19 protein-coding genes are annotated in these 24,447 nt (G+C 68.9%); 12 read left to right on the top strand and 7 right to left on the bottom strand.

Annotation, left to right across the window (positions count from 1 at the left end):
• Nucleotides 1-95 precede the first annotated feature (95 nt).
• Together hutH and ACFU5V_RS18445 are read left to right on the top strand one after the other, a co-directional pair.
• Complete coding sequence (gene hutH, locus ACFU5V_RS18450; protein ID WP_378701070.1) at nucleotides 96-1,643, top strand: histidine ammonia-lyase; 1,548 nt, start codon at nucleotides 96-98, stop codon at nucleotides 1,641-1,643.
• A 55-nt stretch (nucleotides 1,644-1,698) separates the two neighbouring features.
• A complete protein-coding gene (locus tag ACFU5V_RS18445) occupies nucleotides 1,699-2,562 on the top strand; it encodes an alpha/beta fold hydrolase (RefSeq protein ID WP_378701068.1) in 864 nt (287 codons plus the stop codon).
• Between the two features lie 7 nt (nucleotides 2,563-2,569).
• Here the strand turns inward: ACFU5V_RS18445 and ACFU5V_RS18440 are convergent, their stop codons facing one another.
• Together ACFU5V_RS18440 and ACFU5V_RS18435 are read right to left on the bottom strand one after the other, a co-directional pair.
• On the bottom strand, nucleotides 2,570-3,877 hold the full coding sequence (locus tag ACFU5V_RS18440; RefSeq protein WP_378701144.1) for an NAD(P)/FAD-dependent oxidoreductase: 1,308 nt from the start codon (nucleotides 3,875-3,877) through the stop codon (nucleotides 2,570-2,572).
• A gap of 34 nt (nucleotides 3,878-3,911) precedes the next feature.
• Entirely contained in the window at nucleotides 3,912-5,075 is a 1,164-nt protein-coding gene (locus ACFU5V_RS18435) for a PucR family transcriptional regulator (protein WP_378701066.1), read from the bottom strand.
• 147 nt (nucleotides 5,076-5,222) lie between these two features.
• Here ACFU5V_RS18435 and ACFU5V_RS18430 point away from each other — a divergent pair, with 147 nt between their 5' ends.
• The 5 genes from ACFU5V_RS18430 (at nucleotide 5,223) to groL (ending at nucleotide 10,420) form a co-directional block, all read left to right on the top strand.
• Complete coding sequence (locus tag ACFU5V_RS18430; RefSeq protein WP_378701142.1) at nucleotides 5,223-6,224, top strand: zinc-binding alcohol dehydrogenase family protein; 1,002 nt, start codon at nucleotides 5,223-5,225, stop codon at nucleotides 6,222-6,224.
• 12 nt (nucleotides 6,225-6,236) lie between these two features.
• On the top strand, nucleotides 6,237-7,130 hold the full coding sequence (locus ACFU5V_RS18425) for a universal stress protein (protein WP_378701064.1): 894 nt from the start codon (nucleotides 6,237-6,239) through the stop codon (nucleotides 7,128-7,130).
• 20 nt (nucleotides 7,131-7,150) lie between these two features.
• Nucleotides 7,151-7,930 carry an HAD-IIA family hydrolase gene (locus ACFU5V_RS18420; RefSeq protein ID WP_378436624.1) on the top strand — a complete coding sequence of 260 codons (780 nt, stop codon included), beginning with the start codon at nucleotides 7,151-7,153 and terminating at the stop codon, nucleotides 7,928-7,930.
• An 80-nt stretch (nucleotides 7,931-8,010) separates the two neighbouring features.
• Nucleotides 8,011-8,565, top strand: coding sequence for a DUF6764 family protein (locus tag ACFU5V_RS18415; RefSeq protein WP_378436622.1), 555 nt, complete (start codon nucleotides 8,011-8,013; stop codon nucleotides 8,563-8,565).
• Nucleotides 8,566-8,794: 229 nt separating this feature from the next.
• The gene (groL, locus tag ACFU5V_RS18410) at nucleotides 8,795-10,420 is read left to right on the top strand and encodes a chaperonin GroEL (protein ID WP_012689067.1); all 1,626 of its coding nucleotides are present in this window, start codon (nucleotides 8,795-8,797) and stop codon (nucleotides 10,418-10,420) included.
• Nucleotides 10,421-10,589: 169 nt separating this feature from the next.
• On the opposite strand, the gene ACFU5V_RS18405 is transcribed toward groL, so the two are convergent.
• Nucleotides 10,590-10,796 (bottom strand): PspC domain-containing protein, encoded by a 207-nt coding sequence (locus ACFU5V_RS18405; protein ID WP_378442478.1) that lies wholly within the window; start codon nucleotides 10,794-10,796, stop codon nucleotides 10,590-10,592.
• A 733-nt stretch (nucleotides 10,797-11,529) separates the two neighbouring features.
• On the opposite strand from ACFU5V_RS18405, the gene ACFU5V_RS18400 reads away from it, so the two are divergent.
• Together ACFU5V_RS18400 and ACFU5V_RS18395 are read left to right on the top strand one after the other, a co-directional pair.
• On the top strand, nucleotides 11,530-12,573 hold the full coding sequence (locus ACFU5V_RS18400; RefSeq protein ID WP_378701062.1) for an alpha/beta hydrolase: 1,044 nt from the start codon (nucleotides 11,530-11,532) through the stop codon (nucleotides 12,571-12,573).
• 73 nt (nucleotides 12,574-12,646) lie between these two features.
• Nucleotides 12,647-13,480: an alpha/beta fold hydrolase gene (locus ACFU5V_RS18395; protein ID WP_378442171.1), complete on the top strand. Its 834-nt coding sequence runs from the start codon at nucleotides 12,647-12,649 to the stop codon at nucleotides 13,478-13,480.
• 49 nt (nucleotides 13,481-13,529) lie between these two features.
• Here ACFU5V_RS18395 and ACFU5V_RS18390 read toward each other — a convergent pair whose 3' ends face one another.
• Entirely contained in the window at nucleotides 13,530-15,605 is a 2,076-nt protein-coding gene (locus ACFU5V_RS18390) for a prolyl oligopeptidase family protein (RefSeq protein WP_378701140.1), read from the bottom strand.
• A 67-nt stretch (nucleotides 15,606-15,672) separates the two neighbouring features.
• Between ACFU5V_RS18390 and lpdA the strand changes: the two genes are divergently transcribed.
• Together lpdA and ACFU5V_RS18380 are read left to right on the top strand one after the other, a co-directional pair.
• Nucleotides 15,673-17,076, top strand: coding sequence for a dihydrolipoyl dehydrogenase (gene lpdA / locus ACFU5V_RS18385; protein ID WP_378701059.1), 1,404 nt, complete (start codon nucleotides 15,673-15,675; stop codon nucleotides 17,074-17,076).
• A gap of 113 nt (nucleotides 17,077-17,189) precedes the next feature.
• Nucleotides 17,190-17,639, top strand: coding sequence for a DUF5709 domain-containing protein (locus tag ACFU5V_RS18380; RefSeq protein ID WP_378442046.1), 450 nt, complete (start codon nucleotides 17,190-17,192; stop codon nucleotides 17,637-17,639).
• Here the strand turns inward: ACFU5V_RS18380 and ACFU5V_RS18375 are convergent.
• Nucleotides 17,632-18,042, bottom strand: a complete 411-nt coding sequence (locus ACFU5V_RS18375; protein ID WP_378442041.1) for a winged helix-turn-helix transcriptional regulator — start codon at nucleotides 18,040-18,042, stop codon at nucleotides 17,632-17,634. The genes ACFU5V_RS18380 and ACFU5V_RS18375 overlap by 8 nt on opposite strands.
• A 123-nt stretch (nucleotides 18,043-18,165) precedes the next feature.
• On the opposite strand from ACFU5V_RS18375, the gene ACFU5V_RS18370 reads away from it, so the two are divergent.
• Nucleotides 18,166-19,023, top strand: a complete 858-nt coding sequence (locus ACFU5V_RS18370) for an SDR family oxidoreductase (RefSeq protein WP_378442039.1) — start codon at nucleotides 18,166-18,168, stop codon at nucleotides 19,021-19,023.
• On the opposite strand, the gene atzF is transcribed toward ACFU5V_RS18370, so the two are convergent.
• On the bottom strand, nucleotides 19,020-20,765 hold the full coding sequence (atzF, locus tag ACFU5V_RS18365) for an allophanate hydrolase (protein ID WP_378701057.1): 1,746 nt from the start codon (nucleotides 20,763-20,765) through the stop codon (nucleotides 19,020-19,022). The genes ACFU5V_RS18370 and atzF overlap by 4 nt on opposite strands.
• Nucleotides 20,765-24,415 (bottom strand): urea carboxylase, encoded by a 3,651-nt coding sequence (uca, locus tag ACFU5V_RS18360; protein ID WP_378701055.1) that lies wholly within the window; start codon nucleotides 24,413-24,415, stop codon nucleotides 20,765-20,767. The genes atzF and uca overlap by 1 nt, the downstream gene beginning before the upstream one ends.
• Between the last annotated feature and the right edge of the window lie 32 nt (nucleotides 24,416-24,447).

The following is a 24,447-nucleotide window of genomic DNA, read 5'->3' as shown; positions in this document are numbered from 1 at the left end:
CGAAATCGAGGAAGCTCTCCGCGGCCGGTTGTAGACACGGTCGAGGCTCCCGCAATCCCGTCACTCTCCGCCCGGACCCGGGGGAGACTGGGGTTGTGGGAGCCGAAGAGTGCGTCGTGGTCGGAACCGGTGCGGTCGCCGCCGAAGAAGTGATCCGGGTGGCGCGCCACGGCGCGCCGGTGCGGATCTCACGGGACGCGATGTCGGCGATGGCGGAGACCCGCAAGCGCATCGAGGCGCTGGCCGAGGACCCGAAGCCCGTCTACGGGATCTCGACCGGGTTCGGGGCGCTCGCCACCCGGCACATCCCCTTCGCCCTGCGCGCGCAGTTGCAGCGCAGTCTCGTCCGCTCGCACGCCGCCGGAAACGGGCCCGAGGTGGAACGCGAGGTCGTGCGCGCTCTGATGCTGCTGCGGCTGTCGACCCTCGCCACCGGCAGGACCGGCGCCCGGCCGGAAGTCGCGCAGGTCTACGCCTCGCTGCTGTCGGCGGGGATCACGCCCGTGGTGCACGAGTACGGCAGCCTCGGGTGCTCCGGCGATCTGGCGCCGCTGGCCCACGTCGCGCTCGCGGTGATCGGCGAGGGCACGGTGCGGGGCGCGGACGGCGCACTCGTGCCGGCCGCGACAGCGCTGTCCGCCGCGGGCATCGCGCCGGTGGTCCTCGAGGAGAAGGAGGGGCTCGCCCTCATCAACGGCACCGACGGCATGCTCGGCATGCTGCTGCTGGCGTGCGAGGACCTGCACGCGCGGCTGCGGCTGGCCGACGTCACGGCGGCGATGAGCGTCGAGGGGCTGCTCGGCACCGACAAGGTGTTCGCCCCCGACCTGCAGGCGCTGCGGCCCCACCCCGGCCAGGCCCGCGCCGCCGCGAACATGGTCCGGTTGCTCGCCGGCTCCGAGATCGTGCAGAGTCACGCCAACCCGAGTTGCACCGTGGTGCAGGACGCGTATTCGTTGCGGTGCGCGCCGCAGGTCGCGGGCGCCGCGCGGGACACGCTCGCGCACGCCGAGCAGGTGGCGTCGTGGGAACTGGCGAGCGCCGTCGACAACCCGGTGGTGACACTCGACGGCCGGGTGGAGTCGAACGGCAATTTCCACGGGGCGCCGGTCGGGTACGTGCTGGACTTCCTGGCCATCGTGGTTGCGGACGTCGCGAGCATGAGCGAGCGCCGCACCGACCGGTTCCTCGACGTTGCCCGCAACCACGGGCTGCCGCCGTTCCTGGCCGACGATCCCGGTGTCGACAGCGGCCACATGATCGCGCAGTACACGCAGGCCGCGATCGTGTCCGAACTGAAGCGGCTCGCGGCGCCCGCGAGCGTCGACTCGATTCCGTCGTCGGCGATGCAGGAGGACCACGTGTCGATGGGGTGGTCCGCCGCCCGGAAGCTGCGCCGGGCGATCGACGGGCTCACCCGGGTGCTCGCGATCGAGGCGTTGACGGCCGCTCGCGCGCTCGACCTGCGGGCCCCGCTCGCACCGTCACCCGCGACGGGGGCGGTGCGGGACACGATCCGCCAGCACGTCGCCGGACCGGGAACCGACCGCCACCTCGCGCCGGAGATCGAGGCCGCGGTCGCCCTGGCCGCGTCCGGCGCACTGGTCGCGAGCGCGGAGGCGGTGGTGGGGCGGCTGGACTGACGCCGTTGATGTCGCGAGTCGTGCGAACTACCGTGGACTGCAGGAGATGGTCCGCATGACCCTCGCGGAGTTCGAGACGCGCCGCAAGACCGTCGACACCGACCGTGGGCCGGTCAGCTACCTCGATTCCGGCACCGGGCGGGTGGCGTTCTTCATTCACGGCGTCGGCACGTCCGGTTACCTGTGGCGCAACGTGATCCGTCAACTCGAGGACGAACGCCGGTGCATCGCTCTGGACCTTCCGCTGCACGGTCGGACCCCCGCCGCACCCGATCAGGACTTCACGCTGGGTGCGCTGGCCGACGTCGTCGCGGCCACCTGCGACGCGCTGGGCCTGGAGAAGGTCGACATGGTCGCCAACGACACCGGCGGCGCTCTCGCGCAGATCTACGCCGCCCGGCATCCCGACCGGTTGTCGACGCTGACGCTGACGAACTGCGACACCCGGGACAACGTGCCGCCGAAGGCGTTCCTGCCGGTCGTGTTGCTGGCCAGGGCGGGACTGCTCGCCCGCATTCTGCCGCCGTTGGTGCGGAACGTGACGAGGGCTCGTAAGCTGTTGTACGGCACCGGATATCAGAACGTGCGTTCGCTGCCCGAAGAGGTCGTCGCGGCGTACGTCGAGCCGCTGCTCGGCACCCGCGACCGCGCGTTGCTCTTCCAGCGCTGGATCGCGTCTCTGCATCCGCGCGACCTGCTCGCGGTCGAGTCGGACCTCGCGGCGCTCGAGGTGCCCATGCTCATCGTGTGGGGTACCGGGGACCTGTTCTTCCGGACCACGTGGGCCTACCGCCTCCGCGATCTCGTTCCGGGAGCGCGGGAAGTCGTGGAGATCCGGGGCGGCAAGCTGTTCTTCCCCGACGAGCGTTCGCGCGAACTCGTCGTCGAACTGCGCAGATTCTGGGCGGCCCGGTCCTGAGCCGTGCTCAGCGCAGCGGGTCGAAATGCCGCATGACGGAGGGAACCTCGCCGCCGGTCATGGAGTCGGCCATCATGCGCCCGGTCAGCGGACCCAGCGCGATGCCCCACATGCCGTGGCCGCCCGCCACGTGCACACGGGGGGAGCGGGTGGCGCCGACGAGCGGAAGTCCGTCGGTGGTGCAGGGCCGGGATCCGACCCATTCCTCCCGCCGCGATTCCCAGTCGATGCCGGTGAACATGGGCGTCGCGGCCGCGATGATCGCCTGTACCCGGCGCGGGTCGAGAGGTGCGTCGGGACTGCGGAATTCCATCATTCCGGCCACGCGGAAACGGTCGTGCAGTGGGGTGCACGCCACCCGCTGGGTGGGGAAGTAGATCGGGTTCTTCGGCATCTGCTCGGGCTGGACGCTGAAGCTGTACCCGCGGCCGGCCTGCACCAGGGCGCGGACACCGAACGGGCGGGCGAGAGTATTGAGGTGTGCGCCGCCCGCGAGGACGACGGAATCGGCGGTCACCGTGTCGCCGGAAGCCGCGACCAGCTGGACGCCCGACTGCCCCTGATCCAGCACCGTCGCCACGTCGAAGCCGGACCTGATCTCGCCGCCCCGGGCGCGGACCGCGTCGGCGAGCGAATGCACGAAGCGCGGCGGGTCGATGAAACGCTGGTTGCGCAACCGCAGACCGGAGTGCACGCCGTCGCCGAGACTCGGCTCGAGAGAGTGGATCTCGTCCCGGTCGACGCGGTCGTACTCGACCTCGCCGCCCGCGGCCTCGACGTGCCGGAACTCGTCGACGAGCGCTTCCCGGTCCTCGTCCGACTTGAACGCGGTGAGGAACGGGTCGGCGAGATGCGTGTGCTCCCGGACGCCGCCGTCCGCGAGTGCGTCGTAGGCGCCCAGGGAGATCCGGTTGACCTCGGCGTACACCTTCATCGCGTCCGCCCACCGGGACGGCGTGCAGTGCCGGGCGAAGCCGACGAGGAAACGCACCAGCCGCAGATCCGTCGTGAACGGCACATAGACCGGCGAGGACGGATTCAGCATCGCGCGCAGGCCGTACCGCAGCACGGCCGGCTCGGGCAGCGGCAGCGTCAACGCCGGTGCGAGCCAGCCCGCATTGCCCCAGGACGCATCCGCCGCGACACCCGTGCGGTCGACGACGGTGACGCGAACGCCACGCTCCTGGAGGAACCACGCCGTGGACAATCCGACGACGCCTGCTCCGACGATCGCGACATGGTCAGGGCGCTGCACTGTGCTCATGACTCCATCATCGGCGGGCGACGGGACCGCGGCAGTAGCCGTTCGGCCAATCCCGGACAGTGCCCCCTGTGCAATCGGCCAGGGGTCACATGTCGCGCAGTCCCGTCAACTTCAGATGCAGCATCAGGACGAGCCGGGTGTCCGCGTCGGTCAGGTCCACGTCGCACGAATCGACGCAGCGCCGCAGCCGATTCCTCAGCGTGTTGGGGTGCACGTGCAGCGCGCCGGCGGCATCGGCGACGTCGCCGCCGTGCGCGAGGAAGGCGCGGGCCGTGGCGACGAGATCGGTGCCGTGCTGCTCGTCGTGCCGGGTGAGCGCGGCGAGCGGGGTGAGTTCGCCCAGGCCGTCGAAGATGTCGGCGACGCGCAACGCCAGCACGGACGCGAGACTGTCCCGCATCGTCCCGGCGACACCACCGGACCGGGCGTGCTGCAGCGCGGTGAGCACCCGGTCGGCGTCCCCGCGCGACAGGTGTGCCTGGCTGGCCGTCCCCACCTCGCGTCCGACCGCGACGACGAACGTAGCCCCGCTGCGGGCGCGGCCGAGGAAGTCCTCGGTGAGGCGCCGGACATCCTTCTCCGACGCGGCGATGACCACGTAGATGACGTCGCCGAGCTGCGCGGCCACCGAATCGACCGCCAGCGTGTCGAGGTACAGGCCGAGGGAGGCGAGCAGACCGGACGGCAGCGGGCGCCCGATCGCGACGGGGGCGGCCGCCGCGACGGTCAGCCGTCCCTCCAGCCGGAGGTCGTCGGCGGCACGGAAGGCGGGCTCACCGCCGTTGATCAGCGCGCGGACGCGGTCGACCTGCATCCGGCGCGTCACGTCCACCCGTTCCCGCTCCGCCGCGATGTGCTCGGCGACGACCGGGACCGCCGACCGCAGGATCGATTCCTGTTCCGGGGTGGGGGCCGACGTCATCGCCGCCCAGATCGACCCGACCGACCGTCCCGCGTCCCGCACCGCGATCACCGCCCGGGGCGTCATGTTCGGCAGTCCGATGTCCACGTAGAAGACGTCGGTGTCCCGGTGCAGGCGCTCGAAGACGCCCGCGTCCTCGAGAAGTTGCCGGTACTTCCCGGGCACCTGCCGTCCCAGGATGGTCTCGATGCGCGCTTGGTCCACGGCCTGCTCGCCGCTCGAATAGGCCAGGACCGTCGAGTTCTCGTCCTCGATCGTGATCGGGGCGCCGATCAGCTCGGCCAGCGACCCCGCCACCGTGAACAGGTCTTCACCGCGCAGGTCCATGGGTGCGAGCCTAGTGGCCGGGGGCGGTCCGGCCGGGTCTTCGCCGCGGTCCCGTGTCGTCGAGACACGGGCCTTCGGGTCCTGGCGGTGGCCACCCGTCACGGGCATTGTGGGGGTATGGCGGCGACGCAGGGCGGAACCGGAACGATGACCGCGTGGCGCGTGGTCGCTCCGGGGCCCGTCACGGGCCACCCGCTGGAACGGGGCCGCGAGCCGATCCCCGAGCCGGGGCCGGGCGAACTTCTCGTGAAGGTCCTGGCGTGCGGCGTGTGCCGCACCGACCTGCACGTGTCCGAGGGGGACCTTCCCGTGCACCGGCCCGGGGTGATTCCCGGTCACGAGGTGGTGGGGGAGGTTGCCGCACTGGGTGATTCGGTGACCGAATCGTTCGCTGTCGGGGACCGGGTGGGCATCGCCTGGCTGCGGCACACGTGCGGACGGTGCGCGGCCTGCCTGCGCGGCGCGGAGAATCTGTGCAGGCAGTCGCGGTACACGGGGTGGGACGCGGACGGCGGATACGCCGAGTTCGCGACGGTCCCGGCCGACTACGCGCTGCACCTGCCGGCGGGGTACACGGACACCGAACTCGCCCCGCTGCTGTGCGCCGGGATCATCGGCTACCGGGCGCTCGAACGGGCCGAGGTCCCTGTCGGCGGCGCGCTGGGCGTCTACGGCTTCGGCGGCAGCGCGCACCTCACCGCCCAGGTCGCGTCGACGCGCGGCGCCCGGGTGCACGTCATGACGCGAGGGGCGGAGGCCCGGGCACTGGCGGGACGACTCGGGGCGACGTCCGTGCAGGGCGTGCGCGACACACCCCCGGAGCCCCTCGACTCCGCGATCCTGTTCGCCCCCGTCGGCGACCTGGTGCCCGTCGCGATGGAGGCGCTCGCCGACGGCGGCACGCTCGCCGTCGCCGGAATCCACCTCACCGACATCCCCGCGCTCGAATACCAGCGGCACCTGTTCCGGGAACGGCAGATCCGCAGCGTCACCGCCAACACCCGTGCGGATTCCGTCGAATTCCTCCGCATCGCAGCGGAACACCGGCTGAGCATCGACACCCACCCGTACCCACTCGACCGCGCCGATCGGGCCCTGAAGGACCTGGCAGGCGGAAAATTCAGCGGTGCAGCAGTTCTCGAGCCGTAGAGGGAGAGAGATATGAGCGAACACGCAGGGGCACCCGTCGTCGTCGGTATCGACGGTTCCCGGGCCGCGCTCGACGCGGCGCGCTGGGCGGCGGGCGCCGCGGTCCGGCTCGGCGCCCCGCTCCTGCTCGCGCACACGTACCCGGACGAGGCCACGTTCTACAACGGCACCGCGATGATGATCGACGCCCAGTTCATCCAGGAACTGCGCGAGGACGGCAACTCGATGCTCGACACCGCGACCGCCGCCGCCCTGCAGGATCAGCCCGGTCTCGCCGTCGAGCGCGACGTCCGATCCGGGACCGCGGCATCCCATCTGATCGAGCTGTCCCGGGCGGCGCGGATCGTCGCGGTCGGCGCGCAGGGCGCGGGTGCGGTCACCGACTATCTCCTCGGATCCACCGTCCTCCGGACGGTCAACCACGCGCACTGCCCGGTCGCGGTGGTCCGGGGAGAGCCTGCGCCGGATTCACCGGACGCCCGCCCGATCGTCGTCGGCGTGGACGGCAGCCAGGTCAGTGAGAAGGCCGTCGAGGAGGCGTTCGCGCTCGCGTCCGCGTTCGGGGTGGGTTTGGACGCAGTGCACGCGTGGAGCGGGGAGAAGCAGCACGGGCTCGCGCATGCATCGAAGTACGTCGACTGGGCCGCATACGAGGAAGCGGAGAAGGCCGTCGTGTCCGAATGCCTCGCCGGCATCCGGGACGAGTACCCCGACGTTCCGGTAACCGAGGTGACGACACAGGGCGCGTCCGCCGACATCCTGCTGCGGCACGCGGCGACCGCGCAACTGCTGGTCGTCGGAAGCCACGGCCGGGGCAAGGTGCTGGGCGCCCTGCTCGGATCCGTCAGCCAGAATCTGGTCCACCACGCTCCCTGTCCCGTCCTCGTCTGCCGGACTCGGCAGTGACGCCGGGATAGGCTCCTGTCATGGCTGGGGTCGAGGGTGTCCTGCTCGATATCGACGGCGTGCTGGTCACTTCGTGGCATCCGATCGACGGCGCCGCCGCCGCGGTGCGGGAGGTGCGCGAGCGCGGACTCGCGTGCGCGTATCTCACCAACACGACGTCGAGGACGTGCGACGAGATCGCCGACGCCCTGCGGTCGGTGGGCATCGAGGCCGACTCCTCCGAGATCGTCACCGCGGCCCGGCTCACCGCCGAGTACGTCCGGTCGACCTACCCCGGGTCGCGGGCCTGGGTCCTCAACAGCGGCGACATCACCGCCGACCTGTCCGGGATCGAACTGGACGACGAGAACCCGGAGGTGGTGATCCTCGGCGGTGCCGGGCCCGAATTCACCCACGACGCACTCAGCCGCGTGGTCGAGCTGATGCTCGACGGCGTCCCCGTCGTCGCGATGCACCGGGGCACCACGTGGGCCGCGCACGACGGGCTGCGCATCGACACGGGCACCTACCTCCCCGGGATGGAGGAGGTCGCGGGAACCAACGTCGTGTCGGTGGGCAAGCCGTCGCTCGCCGCGTTCCTCACCGCCACCGATCTGATGGGCACCGGGCCGGACGTGACGATGATGGTCGGCGACGACCTGACGGGTGACGTCCTGGCCGCGCAGCGGGTGGGACTGACCGGTGTGCTGGTGCGGACGGGCAAGTTCCGTCAGTCGATTCTGGACCTCGCCGCGCAGCGACCCGACCATGTCGTCGACTCCGTCGCGCAGCTGCCGAAGCTCCTCGACGAACTCGCCTGACCGGCGTCCCGGACTAACCGGCCCGGAGCGGGTACTCTCGCGGCGAATCCTCCAATTCGACGTTCCCAGAAGGAGCTTCCATGCTCGCTGTCTCCACCCCCGTCACCTCGACCCCGTCGGCATCGCGTACTCGTATCTCGTCTCTGTTCGGCCGACGGCTGGCACGTGTGGGAGCGGCGATGGCCGTGGGTCTGGGCGTGGCGGCGGGAATCTCGGTGGCCGGCGCAGGCGTCGCCGGTGCCGCCCCCGTCAACTGCGTCTCGCCGCCGTCGGCCAACGACGTCCAGGTGTCGGACACCGCGAGCTGCGGCGCCAAGGCGACCGAGGCCGGCACCGCCCACGCGATGGCCGCGGACAGCGGCACCGCGGTGAGCGTCGCCAACGGGCACAGCGGCGCCACCACGTACGCCAACGGATACGGAACGTCGCTCGGTGCGGCGACGGGCTCGGGTCAGGCGTACGCCGTCTCGCTCGGCGGCGGCATCGCCCGTTCCGGCGCGGCCGACGGCACCACCACCGTCGCGATCGCGGGCTGGGGTTCGGGCGCGACGGCCGACGCGAACGGCGTCGACTGCGTCGGCGCGCTGTCCCTCGCCTTCAACCTGAACACCGGTCAGGTCTGCGCGATGCGCTGATCGCCCCGGCGCAGCGCTTCCGTCCCGACCTTGCACTCACCCAGTTCGAGTGCTAAAAATGCACTTGGCACTCGCCACGGGTGAGTGCCAGGTCGGGACGGTGAGACCGGGAACCACAGACACCCCTGGTCGTCCGTCGCGGGCACCGAACTCGGCCGAAGGCGTAAATGAGGCGACCCGACTAGCGGTCGCCTTGTGTGTCACCCCCAATCCGGAGGATCACTTCGCAATGGCCAAGATCATCGCGTTCGACGAAGAGGCCCGTCGCGGCCTCGAGCGGGGACTCAACGCCCTCGCCGACGCAGTCAAGGTGACGTTGGGCCCCAAGGGTCGCAACGTCGTGCTCGAGAAGAAGTGGGGCGCCCCCACGATCACCAACGATGGCGTGTCCATCGCCAAGGAGATCGAGCTCGAGGACCCCTACGAGAAGATCGGTGCCGAGCTGGTCAAGGAGGTCGCCAAGAAGACTGACGACGTCGCCGGCGACGGAACCACCACCGCTACCGTTCTCGCCCAGGCTCTCGTCCGTGAGGGCCTCCGCAACGTCGCTGCCGGCGCCAACCCGCTGGGTCTGAAGCGCGGCATCGAGAAGGCCGTCGAGGCCGTCACCGTGTCTCTGCTCGAGACCGCCAAGGAGATCGACACCAAGGAGCAGATCGCTGCTACCGCTGGTATCTCCGCAGGCGACCCGTCCATCGGCGAGCTCATCGCCGAGGCCATGGACAAGGTCGGCAAGGAAGGCGTCATCACGGTCGAGGAGTCCAACACCTTCGGCCTGCAGCTCGAGCTCACCGAGGGCATGCGCTTCGACAAGGGCTACATCTCGGCGTACTTCGCCACCGACCCGGAGCGTCAGGAAGCCGTCCTCGAGGACGCGTACATCCTGCTCGTGAGCTCCAAGATCTCCACGGTCAAGGACCTGCTGCCGCTGCTGGAGAAGGTCATCCAGTCCGGCAAGCCGTTGGTCATCATCGCCGAGGACGTCGAGGGCGAAGCCCTGTCCACCCTGGTGGTCAACAAGATCCGTGGCACCTTCAAGTCCGTGGCCGTCAAGGCTCCCGGCTTCGGTGACCGTCGCAAGGCTCAGCTCGCCGACATCGCCATCCTCACCGGTGGCGAGGTCATCAGCGAAGAGGTCGGCCTCTCCCTGGAGACCGCCGGACTCGAGCTGCTCGGCCAGGCACGCAAGGTCGTCATCACCAAGGACGAGACCACCATCGTCGAAGGCGCGGGAGACCCCGAGGCCATCGCTGGTCGCGTGTCCCAGATCCGCGCCGAGATCGAGAACAGCGACTCCGACTACGACCGCGAGAAGCTGCAGGAGCGCCTGGCCAAGCTGGCCGGTGGCGTTGCCGTCATCAAGGCCGGCGCTGCCACCGAGGTGGAGCTCAAGGAGCGCAAGCACCGCATCGAAGATGCCGTGCGCAACGCCAAGGCTGCTGTCGAAGAGGGCATCGTCGCCGGTGGTGGCGTGGCTCTGCTGCAGTCGGCTCCGGCACTGGACGACCTGAAGCTCGAAGGTGACGAGGCCACCGGTGCGAACATCGTTCGCGTCGCCCTCGAAGCACCGCTGAAGCAGATCGCCTTCAACGCGGGCCTCGAGCCCGGCGTCGTTGCCGAGAAGGTTCGCAACCTGCCCGCAGGTCACGGCCTCAACGCCTCGACCAACGAGTACGGCGACCTGCTCGAAGCCGGCATCAACGACCCGGTCAAGGTCACCCGCTCCGCGCTGCAGAACGCAGCGTCCATCGCGGCTCTGTTCCTGACCACCGAGGCCGTCGTCGCCGACAAGCCGGAGAAGGCCGGAGCGCCCGTGGGCGACCCGACCGGCGGCATGGGCGGTATGGACTTCTAAAGGCGGCTACGCCTCCCGTGCGTGGCTGAGGAGTCCTCGGACTCGTCCACCACGCACGGGCACGAAGTGCTCCGAAAGAGCCCGGGACACCAACTGGTGTCCCGGGCTCTTTCTCGTCCGTGTGACGCGTGCCGGCTGGCCACGGTGCTTTCCGGAGTCTGTCGTGGTCTCAGTGTCCGGCCGGCATCAGCATCCACGCGGCGAGGTAGACGAGGGCGGCAGTGCCACCGGTGACCAGGGTGGCCACCACGGTGAGCAACCGGACGAGGTTGACGTCCACCGAGAAGTACTCGGCCACGCCGCCGCAGACGCCTGCGACCATCTTCTGGCTGTCGGAACGGGTGAACTGGCGGGGAGTGTTGCTGTCGAATGTCATGCGTCCAGTCTGTTCGGCGAAACCGGCCGGCACATCGGGATGTACCCCGATCTCCACCCTGGTGCTTCACCCTGAGCAGCGGCGACGCGCCGAAAAACTCGATATCCCACATTTACGGTCCAATTAGTGTAAAACTGAGAATTTTTGTTCGTATTCATTCTATTTCCAGACAAATCGGATGCGTGTACCGGGCCGAAAGGCGGGGTGTTCGAATTTGCCGGTGCTTCGTTTCTTCGTCCGGTGATTCAAGGGCGACGACAAGAAAATGTCCGAAAACGGTGAAGTGAGGTATGTTCTGTCGCTCTTCGATTACGGGAGCGGGGATTCGACGCCGGAGGTCTCGGCATACCCCCTGGTAGTGCGGCGTGTTCTGGAAGTAATTGGGGATTAGCCGGTGCCTTTTCATCGGTTCTTCGTTAAGCCAACGATCGCAAATGTTTACCGCTTCGTGCTTATTCGGAGCGAAAACTCGGGTACAAATGACGGAGCCCCTGATCGCAGGGGGAGTTCGAAAATCCACTGCGTCGAATAGGAGTAATACTATGTCCGACAGCCTTCTGGGTCTGCTCGAAGCACTCACCACTCTGATCGGGTTCCTCGGGTCCGTCGGGGGATAGGGACACCCCGTTTCGACCCCACTTCCGAACGAGAGCTGGAGTTCACATGACATCATGTGGGCTCCAGCTCTCGCCTCTACGGAGTCGGGCAGGCGACGTCGCAGCGAAGGAGAACGATGGTCAACCGCACTGCAGCGGGTAGGTACGGGGTGCGCCTGGCGCTCGCGGCCGCTCTGACGACGGCGATTCCGTGCCTCGGGGTCCAGGCGTCAGCCTCCGCAGATCCCGCCGAAGACGCCACTGTCGCGGCCGGCGGCTCCCACCTGGTGAGCACCGACCCGATCGACGACCGGCAGTCGACCATTCACGTGTACTCGGCCTCCATGGACCGCGAGATTCCGCTGCGGGTGATCACCCCCGCGGACACGAGCGCGCCGAGGCCCACGCTCTACCTGCTCAACGGTGCGGGCGGCGGCGAGGACTCCGCCACGTGGCAGGCCCGGACCGACGTCGTCGACTTCTTCGCCGACAAGAACGTCAACGTCGTCACGCCCATGGAGGGCGCGTTCAGTTACTACACGGACTGGGAGCAGACCGACCCGGAACTGGGCAACAACAAGTGGACGACGTTCCTCACGCAGGAACTTCCGCCGATCGTCGACTCCGCGCTCGGCACCAACGGCGTCAACTCGATCGCCGGCATCTCGATGGCCGGTAGCTCCGTACTGAGCCTGGCGCAGTCGGCGCCCGACCTGTACCAGAGCGTCGGCGCCTACAGCGGGTGTGCGATGACCAGCACCGACCCCGGTCGCGCGTACGTACGTATGGTCGTCGAGGGTCGCGGCGGCGGCGACACCGCCAACATGTGGGGTCCTGACGACGGTCCGGGCTGGGCCGCCAACGACCCGTACATCAACGCGGAGAAGCTGCGCGGACTCGACATCTACGTCAGCAACGGATCCGGGCTGCCCGGGGCGGGCGATCAACTGAACGCACCGGGAATCAACGGCGACGTCGGAACACTCGCCAACCAGATCCTCGTCGGCGGCGCCATCGAGGCCGCCACCAACCAGTGCACCCACGCGCTGGCGGACAGGCTGAACGAACTGCAGATTCCCGCGACGTTCGACTTCCGGCCCACCGGCACCCACTCCTGGACCTACTGGCAGGAAGACCTGCACAAGTCGTGGCCGATGCTCGCCGCGTCGATCGGCCTGTAGCGTCCGGTCTCGGAACAGAATCGACCCCCGCAGATCCCGGATCTGCGGGGGTCGAGCCGTCTAGTCTGACGAAGTGGAGACAGTACCGATCCAGATGCCCGACGGAACCACCACTCCGGTTCGCCTGTTTCCCGGCCCGGACGACGCCCCCGTGATCGTGGTGTTTCCCGGCCTGGGAATTCCCGCCGGCTACTACGAACCCTTCGCCGAGGAACTCGTGTCCCGGGGATTCAACGCGGCGATCGGCGAACTCCGCGGCCAGGGCGACAGCCGCCCCCGCCCGAGCAGCGACAGCACCTACGGCTACCACGAACTGGTGGCCCTCGACTTTCCCGCGATCTTCGAGGTGGTGCGCGAGCGTTTTCCGGCGGCGACGCCGTTCCTGCTGGGGCACAGCATGGGCGGCCAGCTCGGCGTGATGTACGGGGCGCGGATCCGGGGCCGGCTCGGCGGGATCGTGCTCGTCGCGTCGGGGTCGCCGTATCACCGCGGATTCCCCGGGATCCATGCCCCGCGGATGCTCGTCGGCGCCGCGGCGATGTCGATGACCGCCAACCTGGCCGGGTTCTGGCCCGGCGACAAACTGGACATCGGCGGGTTCGGGCGGCAGTCGAAGGTGCTGATCACCGACTGGTCGCGATTCGCCCGCACCGGCAGGATCGAACCCGACGGCGCCGACATCGACTACGAGGAGCGCATCGCCCGGCTGACACTGCCGGTGCTGTCCGTGACCGTCGAAGGCGACGATCTGGCTCCGGAATCGGCGGCGAAGAACCTCCTCGCGAAACTCCCCAACGCCGACGTCACGCTGTGGCACCAGCCGCAACCGCTCGGCCACAACGGGTGGATCCGCGAGCCTGCAAGCACCGTCGACCGGATCGTCGACTGGATCCACGACCACACCTGACCTGTGAGTACTTGTTAACCGCGGGCGGTTAACAAGTACTCACAGGGGGTCAACGGGTGAGCTGCTCCCACAGGAACGTGAACGTGAGCGCCGATTTGAACGCGGCCTGCGCGTTGTCCGCGGCCCCGCCGTGCCCGCCCTCGATGTTCTCGTAGTACCAAACCTCGTGACCCTGCTCCTCGAGCAGCGCCGTCATCTTGCGGGCGTGGCCGGGATGGACGCGGTCGTCGCGGGTGGAGGTGGTGACGAGGATCGGCGGGTAGTCCGCCGCCGGGTCGGTGTTCTGATACGGCGAGTACTCGCCGATGAACTTCCAGTCGTCCGGGTTGTCCGGATCGCCGTACTCGGCCATCCACGACGCCCCGGCGAGCAGCAGGTGATACCGCTTCATGTCGAGGAGCGGAACCTGGCACACGATCGCGCCGAACAACTCCGGATAGCGGGTGAGCATGACACCCATGAGCAGTCCGCCGTTGCTGCCGCCCTGGATTCCGAGCTGCTTCGACGTCGTGATGCCCCGCGCCACGAGGTCGCGGGCGACGGCGGCGAAGTCCTCGAACGCCTTGTGCCTGCCCTCCCGCACCGCCTGGGTGTGCCACGACGGGCCGTACTCGCCGCCGCCGCGGATGTTCGCGACCACGTACGCGCCGCCGCGTTCGAGCCACGCGAACCCGACCGACCCGCTGTACCCGGGGACCATCGAGTTCTCGAAGCCGCCGTACCCGTACAGCATGGTGGGGCAGGGTCCGGTCACGTCGTCGCGGCGCACCACGAAGTAGGGGATCTCGGTTCCGTCGTCGGACACCGCGAAGTGCTGCGACACCGACATGCCGTCCGCGTCGAAGAACGAGGGCGCCTGCTTGACGGGTTCGAGCGCACCACCGACGGAGCCGTACAGCAGTGTCGCCGGCGTGGTGAATCCGCTGGAGTTGACGAAGAAGTCGTCGCCGGTGCGCGGGTCGGTGCTGATGACCCCGCTCGCTGTGAGTTCCGGGACCCCGTCGAGCGGCTTCTCCTCCCAGCCGTTGTCGTTCGGCGTGAGCACCGACAGCTTGGTCTGCACATCCGACAGTCGCACGAGGAGGAGATGGTTCCTCGTCCACGTTCCCTGTTCGAGGGACGTGTGCTCGTCCGGCGTGAACAGCGGCGTCAGCTCACGGGACCCGCCGAGGAAGTCGGCGTAGTTCGCGACGAGCAGCGACCCGGCCGGGTAGACGGTGCCGTCCACCTCCCAGTCGGTGCGCGGACGGATGGTCAGCCACTCGCGGTACACGGACGAACCCGCGTCGTCCGGGGTATCGATCCGGACCTTCGACCCGTCGGGGAGCAGTTCGTAGCGTTCGGAGTTGTAGAAGTCCATCGACCGGCCGACGAAGTGCCGCTCGTACCCGGGGGTGTCGTCGTACGACGCGCCGACGGACACGTCGGTGGTCTCGCCCTCGAAGACGGTGACCGCCTCGGTGAACGGGGTGCCGCGATGCCAGCGTTTCGCGATCCTCGGATAGCCGGAGTCGGTCATCGAGCCCTCGCCGAAGTCGGTCCCGACGTACACGGTGTCGTTGTCGATCCAGCTGATGCTGGTCTTCGCCTCGGGGACGTCGAACGCGTGGTCGCCGCCGACGAATTCGCGCTTCTCGAGGTCGAATTCGCGCACCACGGACGCGTCGGCGCCGCCGCGGGAGAACGACAGCAGGGCACGCGACTGCTCGGGTCGCAGCACGCTGGCGCCTGCCCATACCCAGTTCTCGCCCTCCCGTTCGGCGAGTGCGTCGACGTCGAGCAGGACGTCCCAGTCGGGGTTGTCGGTGCGGTACTGCTCCAGGGTGGTGCGCCGCCAGATGCCGCGCTTGTGCTCGCCGTCGCGCCAGAAGTTGTACAGGTACTCGCCGCGCATGCCCGCATAGGGGATCCGGTCGTCCGTGTCGAGCACGTCCAGGATCCGGCTCTCCAGCGCGGCGAACCCGGCGTTCTCGGTGTACTCGGCGAGCGTGCGGGCGTTGCGTTCGCGTACCCAGTCGAGTGACCGTTCCGCGGTGACATCTTCGAGCCAGAGGAAGGGATCCGTCATGGCGCCATTCTTGCAGGCGGTGTCGTGCCTGGTCGCGGCAGGAAAGGTGTGACGGATGAGGCTACCCGCGGGTAATGCGACCGCGTGGAGACAGCGAATCGGGACGGGACTACCCTGAACAACCGTGACCTCACACTATGACGTCGTTGTCCTCGGAGCCGGTCCCGGTGGGTACGTCGCTGCTATCCGCGCGGCACAACTCGGACTGAGCACTGCCATCATCGAGCAGAAGTACTGGGGCGGTGTGTGCCTGAACGTGGGCTGCATCCCCTCGAAGGCTCTTCTCCGCAATGCCGAACTTGCGCATCTCTTCACAAAAGAGGCCAAGTTGTTCGGCATCTCGGGTGAGGCGTCCTTCGACTTCGGCGCCGCGTTCGACCGCAGCCGCAAGGTTGCCGAGGGCCGCGTCAAGGGCATCCACTTCCTGATGAAGAAGAACAAGATCCCCGAGTACGACGGCAAGGGCACCTTCACCGACGCCAACACCATCGAGGTCGCGCTCACCAAGGGCGGCACCGAGACGATCACGTTCGACAACGCGATCATCGCCACCGGCAGCACCACCAAGCTGCTGCCCGGCACCGAGCTGAGCAAGAACGTCGTCACCTACGAAGAGCAGATCATGACCCGGGACCTGCCCGGTTCGATCCTCATCGTCGGCGCCGGCGCCATCGGCATGGAGTTCGGGTACGTGCTCAAGAACTACGGGGTCGACGTCACCATCGTCGAGTTCCTCGACCGCGCGCTGCCCAACGAGGACGCGGACGTCTCCAAGGAGATCGAGAAGCAGTACAAGAAGCTCGGCGTCAAGGTCATCACCGGCGCCGCCGTGCAGAGCATCGACGACGACGGCTCCAAGGTCACCGTCTCGATCAAGAACAACAAGTCCGGCGAGACCGAGTCGGTCGTCGTCGACAAGGTGATGCAGTCCGTCGGGTTCGCACCCCGCGTCGAGGGCTACGGCCTCGAGAAGACCGGTGTGCAGCTCACCGACCGCGGCGCCATCGGCATCACCGACACCATGCAGACGTCGGTGCCGCACATCTACGCCATCGGTGACGTCACCATGAAGCTGCAGCTCGCGCACGTCGCCGAGGCGCAGGCCGTGGTGGCCGCCGAGACGATCGCCGGCGCCGAGACGCTGCCGATCGAGGACTACCGGATGATGCCGCGGGCGACGTTCTGCCAGCCGCAGGTCGCCAGCTTCGGATTGACCGAGCAGCAGGCCAGGGACGAGGGCTACGACGTCAAGGTCGCGACGTTCCCGTTCGCCGCCAACGGCAAGGCACACGGCCTCGGCGATGCCACCGGCTTCGTCAAGCTGATCGCCGACACGAAGTACGGCGAGCTGATCGGTGGACACCTCATCGGCCCCGACGTCTCCGAGCTGCTGCCCGAGCTGACCCTCGCGCAGAAGTGGGACCTCACGGTCAACGAGCTGGCCCGGAACGTGCACACGCACCCGACGCTGTCCGAGGCCCTGCAGGAGGCCATCCACGGTCTCGCCGGGCACATGATCAACTTCTGACCCGAACACCGAAGAGGGCCCGCACAGTCTCTGTGCGGGCCCTCGTCGTTTCTCGGCGGATCGGTTCCGCGATCCGATGGCGAAGTGTTCGCCGCGATGGCATCGTGGGGAAGATGACCATGCCGGACAGCACGCCAGAAGGATCCGACGGCGAGTACAGCCTGGACGAAGAGGACCAGCTGCAGCCGGAGGACACGTTGGTCGACCGAGGTGTGGACGACGTTCTCGACGAGGGGTATTCGCCGCCGGAGAAGCCGCTCGGGTTGGACGCGTTCGGAACGACGGCCGCCGAGCAGCGCGACGGGGAGACCCTCGATCAGCGGCTCGCGGAGGAGGAACCGGATCCGGCGTTCGAGGAGGACGACGACACGGAGATCCTCGACGACAACGAGGTCGGACGGCAGCGGTCAGGCAGGCTTCTCGCCGAGGACGAGGGTGTGGGGGAGGACACGGAGAAGGATCTCGTTGCCTCCGACATCGGAATCGACGGGGGAGCGGCGTCGGCCGAGGAGGCCGCGGTCCACATCGTCGACGAAGAGTCCGATCTCGACGAACTCAGCTGACGCCCCGACCGGCGTCGTATCTCTCCTGCGCCGCCACCACGTCGGGTACGCGCGACTCGACCAGTTCGATCAGGTCGATCAGGCGTGAACCGACCTCGGCGCCGAGCGGCGTGAGGCTGTATTCGACCTTCGGCGGGATCGCCTCGAGTACGTCGCGAACGACGAGGCCGTCCCGTTCGAGTGCCTGCAGTGTCTGCGACAGCATGCGTTCGCTGACGCCGTCGACGCGTCGGCGGAGTGCGCTGAAGCGGTAGTTGCCCTCGGTCAGTGCCGCGAGCGCGAGCACACCCCAGCGGCCGGTGACGGTCTGCAGGGTCTCGCGCGACGCGCAGTTGCGTGCGAAGACGTCCGCTTCGAGGGTGCGGTCTTCGCTTTCCTGTGCAGGGTGTGCGGGCTCGGACATGCGTCCAGTGTATCCGACGAAATGGAAGCACTTACCTAAGTATTTGCACTTACGAAAAATTAGTGCATGATGGAAAGTGAGCTTGAACAGTCAACTCGCACCACTACGCGCTAGGAGTTCGTCATGACCATCGCCGTCACAGGAGCAACCGGACACCTCGGCAGGCTCGTCGTCGAGGCACTGCTCGACAGGGGAACACCCGCCGCCGACATCGTCGCCGTGGTCCGCACCCCGGCCAAGGCCGCGGACCTCGCGGACCGGGGGGTCGAGGTCCGGCAGGCCGACTACAGCGACCGCGCCGCACTCGAGACCGCAGTCGCCGGCGTCGACAAGCTGCTGCTCGTCTCCGGCAGTGAGGTCGGACAGCGGGTTGCCCAGCACACCAACGTGATCGACGCCGCGAAGGCCGCGGGGGTCGGTTTCGTCGCCTACACCAGCGTCCTCGACGCACAGAACAGCCCGCTCGGGCTGGCCGTGGAACACCGTGCCACCGAGGATCGGCTGGCGCAGTCCGGGATCGACTTCGCGCTGCTCCGCAACGGCTGGTACTGGGAGAACTACCTCGGCAGCATTCCCGCGGCAAGCGAGACCGGTGCGCTGTTCGGCAGCGCCGGGACGGGTGTCGTCGCCGCTGCCGCCCGCAAGGACTACGCCGAGGCGGCCGCCGCCGTCCTGCTCTCCGACGGGCAGGCGGGCAAGGTCTACGAACTCGGCGGCGACGAGCGCCTGACGTACAGCGAACTGGCGGACGTCATTTCCTCCGTCATCGGAAAGCCGGTGTCGTACAAGGATCTTCCGCAGGACGACTATGCCGCGGCGCTCGAGGGCGCCGGACTGCCCGCACCGATCGCGAGCATGCTCGCCGATTCCGATGCCGGCGTGGCCGTCGGCGCGCTCGACACCGAGAGCGGCGACCTGCAGAGGCTGATCGGCCGCAACTCGACCCCTGCCGCCACCGCCCTCGCTGTGAGTACTTCTTAACCGCCCGTGGTTAAGAAGTACTCACGGGCGTAAGCAACCCAGCTGCCGAATTCGGTGATGTCCGTGGCCCCGTCGACCGCGTCGTGGGTGCAGCTGAAGCCCACCACGGCGCGGCCGTCGGACAATTCGACGCTCGTCAGGGCCATCGGGGCGGGCAACGCTGCGAGGAAGCTGCCCAGCCCCGCGGCGGACACGCGGAACAGTTCCCCGGAAATCGGGGAGCCCGCGCCGGGACCGCGGCGGACGAGGCCGGGCTTGGGCGGGGTGGTGTCGAGCGCGGTGAGCCGGTACGCGTCGGTGGTGGTGACGGTGTCGACGAAGCGGGCCCCGATGTCCTCGAGCTGGAAGTGCAGGGGCTGCCCGCGCAGGTGTGCGCCGAACACGGCCAATTCCACGCCCTCCTCGACGAAGGAGGGCGCCGGCACACCGACGAGCCGGGCGGCGAGGTCGACGGCCACCTGATCGGCGAACGCGGGCACCACGAACATGACCCCGAACGGTTCGCCGGCGGCGGTCGGGGCGCCCGGGACGGCGACCGCCGCCATGTCGAGCAGATTGCAGAAGTTCGTGTAGGTGCCCATCCGCCGGTTGATGCCGATCGGATCCGCTTGTACGGCAGCGATGGTCGGGTGTTCGGTGGTGGTGGGCAGCAGGAGTCCGTCGACACCGGCCAGCAGGTGCCGCGTCTGCGCCTTGACGCGGGTGAGCGTGTCGAGGTCGGCGGCGAACTCGTGGCCCGCCGGCGTGCGCGCCGACTCGACGATGGCGGTGACCACCGGATCGGCACCCGCAGGCGCCGTGTCGAGGAATTGCCCGACGGCGGTGTACCGCTCGGCGACGACGGCGCCGTCGTACAACAACCGGGCGGCGTCGAGCAGCGGGGAGATGTCGATTGCCTCGACGGCGAACCCGCGGTCCGTCAGCGATGCCACCGTGTCGGCGAACGCCGCGCGGTACTCCGGCGTCAGCAGGGCGAGGTTTGCTTCCGTGGGAATCGCGACGCGTGCGTGCGCGGGTGCGGCGAGCCGGACGTCGGACGGCCACGCGCGGCTGCGCGGGTCCGCGGTCGCGGGGCCCGACATGATGCGGGCGGCAGTCACCGCCGTGTCGAGTTCGGCGGCGAAGACGGTGACGCAGTCGTAGTCGACGCAGGCCGGAACGACCCCGTCGGCGGGGATGACGCCGAGTGTCGCCTTGATCCCGACGAGGCCGTTGAATGCCGCCGGGACCCGGCCGGATCCCGCTGTGTCGGTGCCGATTCCGATGTCAGCGATGCCGAGGGCGACGGCGACGGCGGAACCTGAACTGGATCCGCCCGACACTCGTTCGGGGTCCCACGAGCACCGGACGGCGCCGTACGGACTGCGGGTCCCGACCAGTCCGGTCGCGAACTGGTCGAGGTTCGTCTTCCCCAGTACGACGGCGCCCCGGTCGATCAGGCGGCGCACGGCACTCGCGGTGACGTCGGGGAGATAGGTGAACTCGGGGCATGCGGCCGACGTCGGGAGCCCGGCGACGTCGATGTTGTCCTTGACCGCCACGACCTTCCCGGCCAGGGGCAGGTGCTCGCCGGCGTCGAGACGGGCCTGCACGGCAACGGCATCGGCGTGGACGTCCTCGGCGGGCCGGAGGGTGATCCACACCTCCGGGCGGTCCGTCTCGGCGATCCGCCGGAAGGCGTCCTCGACCCGGGCGGTGGGGGACAGGGCGGCCTGTCCGCGGTTCACGGCATCGACAGTCATCAGTTTTCTGCTCCAATCACGACGAGAGGGGTGCCCGGTTCGACGATCGCGCCCGGTGACACGAGGACTTCGAGGACCGTGCCCGGCGAGGTGAACGCGACCGGCATCTCGAGTTTCATCGCCTCGAGCACCACGGCGTTCTGGCCCGCTTCGACGCGCTGCCCGGCCTCGACCTCGACGCGCCACACGCTGCCGACCATCGGCGCCTCGACGACGACGGCGCCCGGCGGGAGGTCGCCGCGCGCGGCCGGCTCGGGTGCGGGGGCCTGTTCGACACGGTCGAATTCGCCCGACGCACGCCACGCCGACTTCTCGGTCTCGAACGCCGCGGACTGCCGGGCGTCGAACTCGGCGATGGATTCGGCGTTGTCCTGCAGGAACTTCAGATGGTCGGCGAACGCGAACGTGCCGTCGGAGATCTCCGCGTCGAACCGACCGGCCACCGCCTGCGCGCGGTACTCGAGCAACTGCTCCGGGGTGACGGGTTCCCACACGATGCGGTCGAAGAACCGGAACATCCAGGGTTTGCCCTCGTCGAACGGGCGGTGCTGCCGGTAACCCGACCAGATCGGGACGGTGCGCCCGATCAGCTGGTAGCCGCCCGGCGACTCCATGCCGTAGACACAGAGGTACTTGCCGCCGATGCCGACGGCGTCGGACGGCGTCCACGTGCGGGCCGGGTTGTATTTGGTGGTGACCAGGCGGTGCCGCGGATCGAGGGGCACGGCCAGCGGCGCACCGAGGTAGACGTCGCCGAGCCCCAGCACCAGGTATTCGGCGTCGAACACGGCGTCCCGGACGTCGTCGACGCTGTCCAATCCGTTGATCCGCCGGATGAATTCGGTATTCGACGGCAGCCACGGCGCCTCGTCGCGGACCCCGCTCCGGTAGCGGTCGATCGCCTCCGCGATGGACGGGTCGTCGAACGACAACGGCAACCGGACCGTGCGACTCGGCACCACCAGATCGTGCGTCGCCGGCAGCAGTTCCTCGATGTCCTGGAGGATGTCCAGCAGCCTCCCGGCCGGGAGGCGGTCGGCGTCGAAATGCAGGTGCAGCGACCGGACACCCGGCGTGATGTCGATGACACCGGGAACGCGGCGCCGGACCAGCGCCTCCGACAGTGCGTGGACGCGCATGCGGAGTCCGAGATCCAGTTCCCGGTCCCCGTATTCGACGAGGAGGTTGTCATCGCCGGCGCGCAGGTACGCGACCTCCGGTCGGTCCAGTATCGGCGCGATGCGGTGCAGCACCCCGCCGTCGCTGTGCTCCGACCGGGTCACCGCGGGCGGAACATCCAGTCTGCGAGACGAATCCGAAGCCCGCAGCGAGTCCGCGCCGTCGTCGGAGACCGCGACGAACCGCACGCTGTCTCCGGGCCGGATCTGCCCGAGCTTCCACCGGTGGGCCTTGGCGACGGTGAGCGGGCACGCGAAACCGCCGAGGCTCGGCCCGTCGGGTCCGAGCAGAATCGGAGTGTCGCCCGAGACGTTGAGGGCTCCGACGCTGTACGGGTTGTCGTGCAGGTTCGACGGGTGCAGTCCGGCGTCGCCGCCGTCGGTCCTCGACCACACCGGTTTGGGGCCGTCGAGCCGGAGGCCGGTCCGGTTCGCGTGGGTCTGGACCTTCCAGGTGGTGTCGTAGAACTGCGCCATGTCCGAATCGGTGAAGTAGGCGGGCGCCGGCTGCGGTCCCTCGGTGACGGCGAGATGCCACACGTGCGTGAACTCCGGGCGCGAGTCCTCCGGGACGGGATGCGGCGCGCCGAGACCCGTCGTGTTCTCGAACAGCGAGTCGTCGAACAGGCCCAGCACGTCGCCCGTGGCGACGGCCTTGCCCGTGACGCCGCCGAACCCGCCGAGCGTGAACGTGGCCGCGCTGCCGTGATAGCGCGGGGCGTCGATCCCGCCCCGGAACGCGACATACGTGCGCAGACCCGTGTCCGCCGGAGTGCCGACGTCGAGTACGGACCCCGCAGGCGCTTCCACCGGGTGCCACAGCGGGACCGGCTCGCCGTCGAGGGTCACCGGGGCATCGGCGCCGCCCACGCAGATCACTGTGGCGTCCGAGAACACCAGGCGCGGACCCTGCAGGGTGCATTCGAGTCCCGGTGCACCGGCTGGATTGCCGACCGCCGTGTTGACCAGCTGGAACGACAGGTCGTCCATCGGCCCGGACGGGGGAATTCCGACCTCCCACAGCCCGATTCGTCCCGGATAGTCCTGCACGGTGGTCATCGTTCCCGCGCGGAGGACGTCGATGCGGCGGCCGGTGGGCCGCAGATCGGCCAGCGACTGCGTGGTGTGCTCGGCGTCCAGGACGGTGTCGGCGACGCAGATCCGCCGGAGCTGGGGCAGGTTGGTCTGGATCCCGTAGATGTGGGTGTCGGCGAGCGCCTCCGCGAGGGCGGCGAACGCCGCCGCGCGCCGGTGCCCCCGGGTGATCACCTTCGCCAGCATCGGGTCGTAGAAGGCGCTCACCTCGGTGCCCGTGTCGACCCACGTCTCCACCCGCGTGTGAGCCGGGAACTCCACACCCGTGAGGCGTCCGGCGCTGGGGCGGTAGTCGTGGCCGGGGTCCTCGGCGTAGATGCGGGCCTCGACGGCGGTTCCCCTGATCTCGGGTCCGGAGTCGGGCAGCCCGTCCAGCATGGAATCGTCGCCGCGGGCGAGCCTCAGCATCCACTCGACGAGATCCACACCGGTGACCTCCTCGGTCACCGGGTGCTCGACCTGCAATCGGGTGTTCATCTCGAGGAACGACGCCTCGCCGCGGTCCACGTCGTAGACGAACTCGACGGTTCCGGCCGACCGGTAGTTCACCGAGGACGCGAGAGAGCGGGACGCGGACAGCAGTTGCTCCACCACCTCGTCGGAGAGTCCGGGCGCCGGCGCCTCCTCGACCACCTTCTGGTTGCGGCGCTGCAGCGAGCAGTCGCGGGTGCCGAGGCTGAGCGTGCGGCCCCGGCCGTCGCCGAACACCTGGACCTCGATGTGCCGGGCGCGGGCCACGAAGCATTCCAGGAACACCCCCGACGAGGAGAAGTTGGCCTGGGCGAGGCGCTGGACACGGTCGTAGGCTTCGCGGAGTTCCGCGGCGTCGAAGCACGCCTGCATCCCGATGCCGCCACCGCCGCCGACCGCCTTGATCATCACCGGATAGCCGATGTCGGAGGCCGCGGACAGCGCGGCGTCGACGGAGTCGAGGAGCCCGCTGCCCGCGACGAGCGGGACGCCGACGGCGCGGGCGGCCTCGCGTGCGATGTGCTTGTTCCCGAACGTGCGCAACTGTTCGGGGGTGGGACCGACGAACGCGATGCCCGCGGATTCCGCGGCCGCGGCGAAACTGTCGTTCTCCGACAGGAACCCGTACCCGGGGTGAATCGCGCCTGCGCCCGTGGCGAGTGCGGCCTCCACGACGGCGTCGGCCCGAAGATACGACTCGTGGGCGGGGGCCGGGCCCAGCCGGACGGCGACGTCGGCCATCTCGACGTGCGCGGCGGCGGAATCGGCGTCGGAATACACCGCGACCGTCTTCAGTCCGAGGAGATGCGCGGTTCGCATGATGCGGCAGGCGATTTCGCCCCGGTTCGCGACGAGCAGGGTGTCGAAGGAGTACTCGATCGGCGGCGTATTCATCCCTGTGGACATGGTTGTATACGCTAAGGACGAGGTGTTTCACC

The organism is Rhodococcus sp. NPDC057529, from assembly GCF_042802055.1.
Classification (GTDB): Bacteria; Actinomycetota; Actinomycetes; order Mycobacteriales; family Mycobacteriaceae; genus Rhodococcus_F.
The sequence above is the reverse complement of the archived record's forward strand: the minus strand, read 5'-3'. Positions and strand labels throughout refer to the sequence as shown.

Coding starts and splice junctions, on each gene's coding strand:
- ACFU5V_RS18445 (WP_378701068.1), top strand. CDS start 1,699: ATGACCCTCGCGGAGTTCGAGACGCGCCGCAAGACCGTCGACACCGAC.
- ACFU5V_RS18435 (WP_378701066.1), bottom strand. CDS start 5,075: ATGGACCTGCGCGGTGAAGACCTGTTCACGGTGGCGGGGTCGCTGGCC.
- ACFU5V_RS18430 (WP_378701142.1), top strand. CDS start 5,223: ATGACCGCGTGGCGCGTGGTCGCTCCGGGGCCCGTCACGGGCCACCCG.
- ACFU5V_RS18425 (WP_378701064.1), top strand. CDS start 6,237: ATGAGCGAACACGCAGGGGCACCCGTCGTCGTCGGTATCGACGGTTCC.
- ACFU5V_RS18420 (WP_378436624.1), top strand. CDS start 7,151: ATGGCTGGGGTCGAGGGTGTCCTGCTCGATATCGACGGCGTGCTGGTC.
- ACFU5V_RS18415 (WP_378436622.1), top strand. CDS start 8,011: ATGCTCGCTGTCTCCACCCCCGTCACCTCGACCCCGTCGGCATCGCGT.
- groL (WP_012689067.1), top strand. CDS start 8,795: ATGGCCAAGATCATCGCGTTCGACGAAGAGGCCCGTCGCGGCCTCGAG.
- ACFU5V_RS18405 (WP_378442478.1), bottom strand. CDS start 10,796: ATGACATTCGACAGCAACACTCCCCGCCAGTTCACCCGTTCCGACAGC.
- ACFU5V_RS18400 (WP_378701062.1), top strand. CDS start 11,530: ATGGTCAACCGCACTGCAGCGGGTAGGTACGGGGTGCGCCTGGCGCTC.
- ACFU5V_RS18380 (WP_378442046.1), top strand. CDS start 17,190: ATGACCATGCCGGACAGCACGCCAGAAGGATCCGACGGCGAGTACAGC.
- ACFU5V_RS18375 (WP_378442041.1), bottom strand. CDS start 18,042: ATGTCCGAGCCCGCACACCCTGCACAGGAAAGCGAAGACCGCACCCTC.
- ACFU5V_RS18370 (WP_378442039.1), top strand. CDS start 18,166: ATGACCATCGCCGTCACAGGAGCAACCGGACACCTCGGCAGGCTCGTC.
- atzF (WP_378701057.1), bottom strand. CDS start 20,765: ATGACTGTCGATGCCGTGAACCGCGGACAGGCCGCCCTGTCCCCCACC.
- uca (WP_378701055.1), bottom strand. CDS start 24,415: ATGTCCACAGGGATGAATACGCCGCCGATCGAGTACTCCTTCGACACC.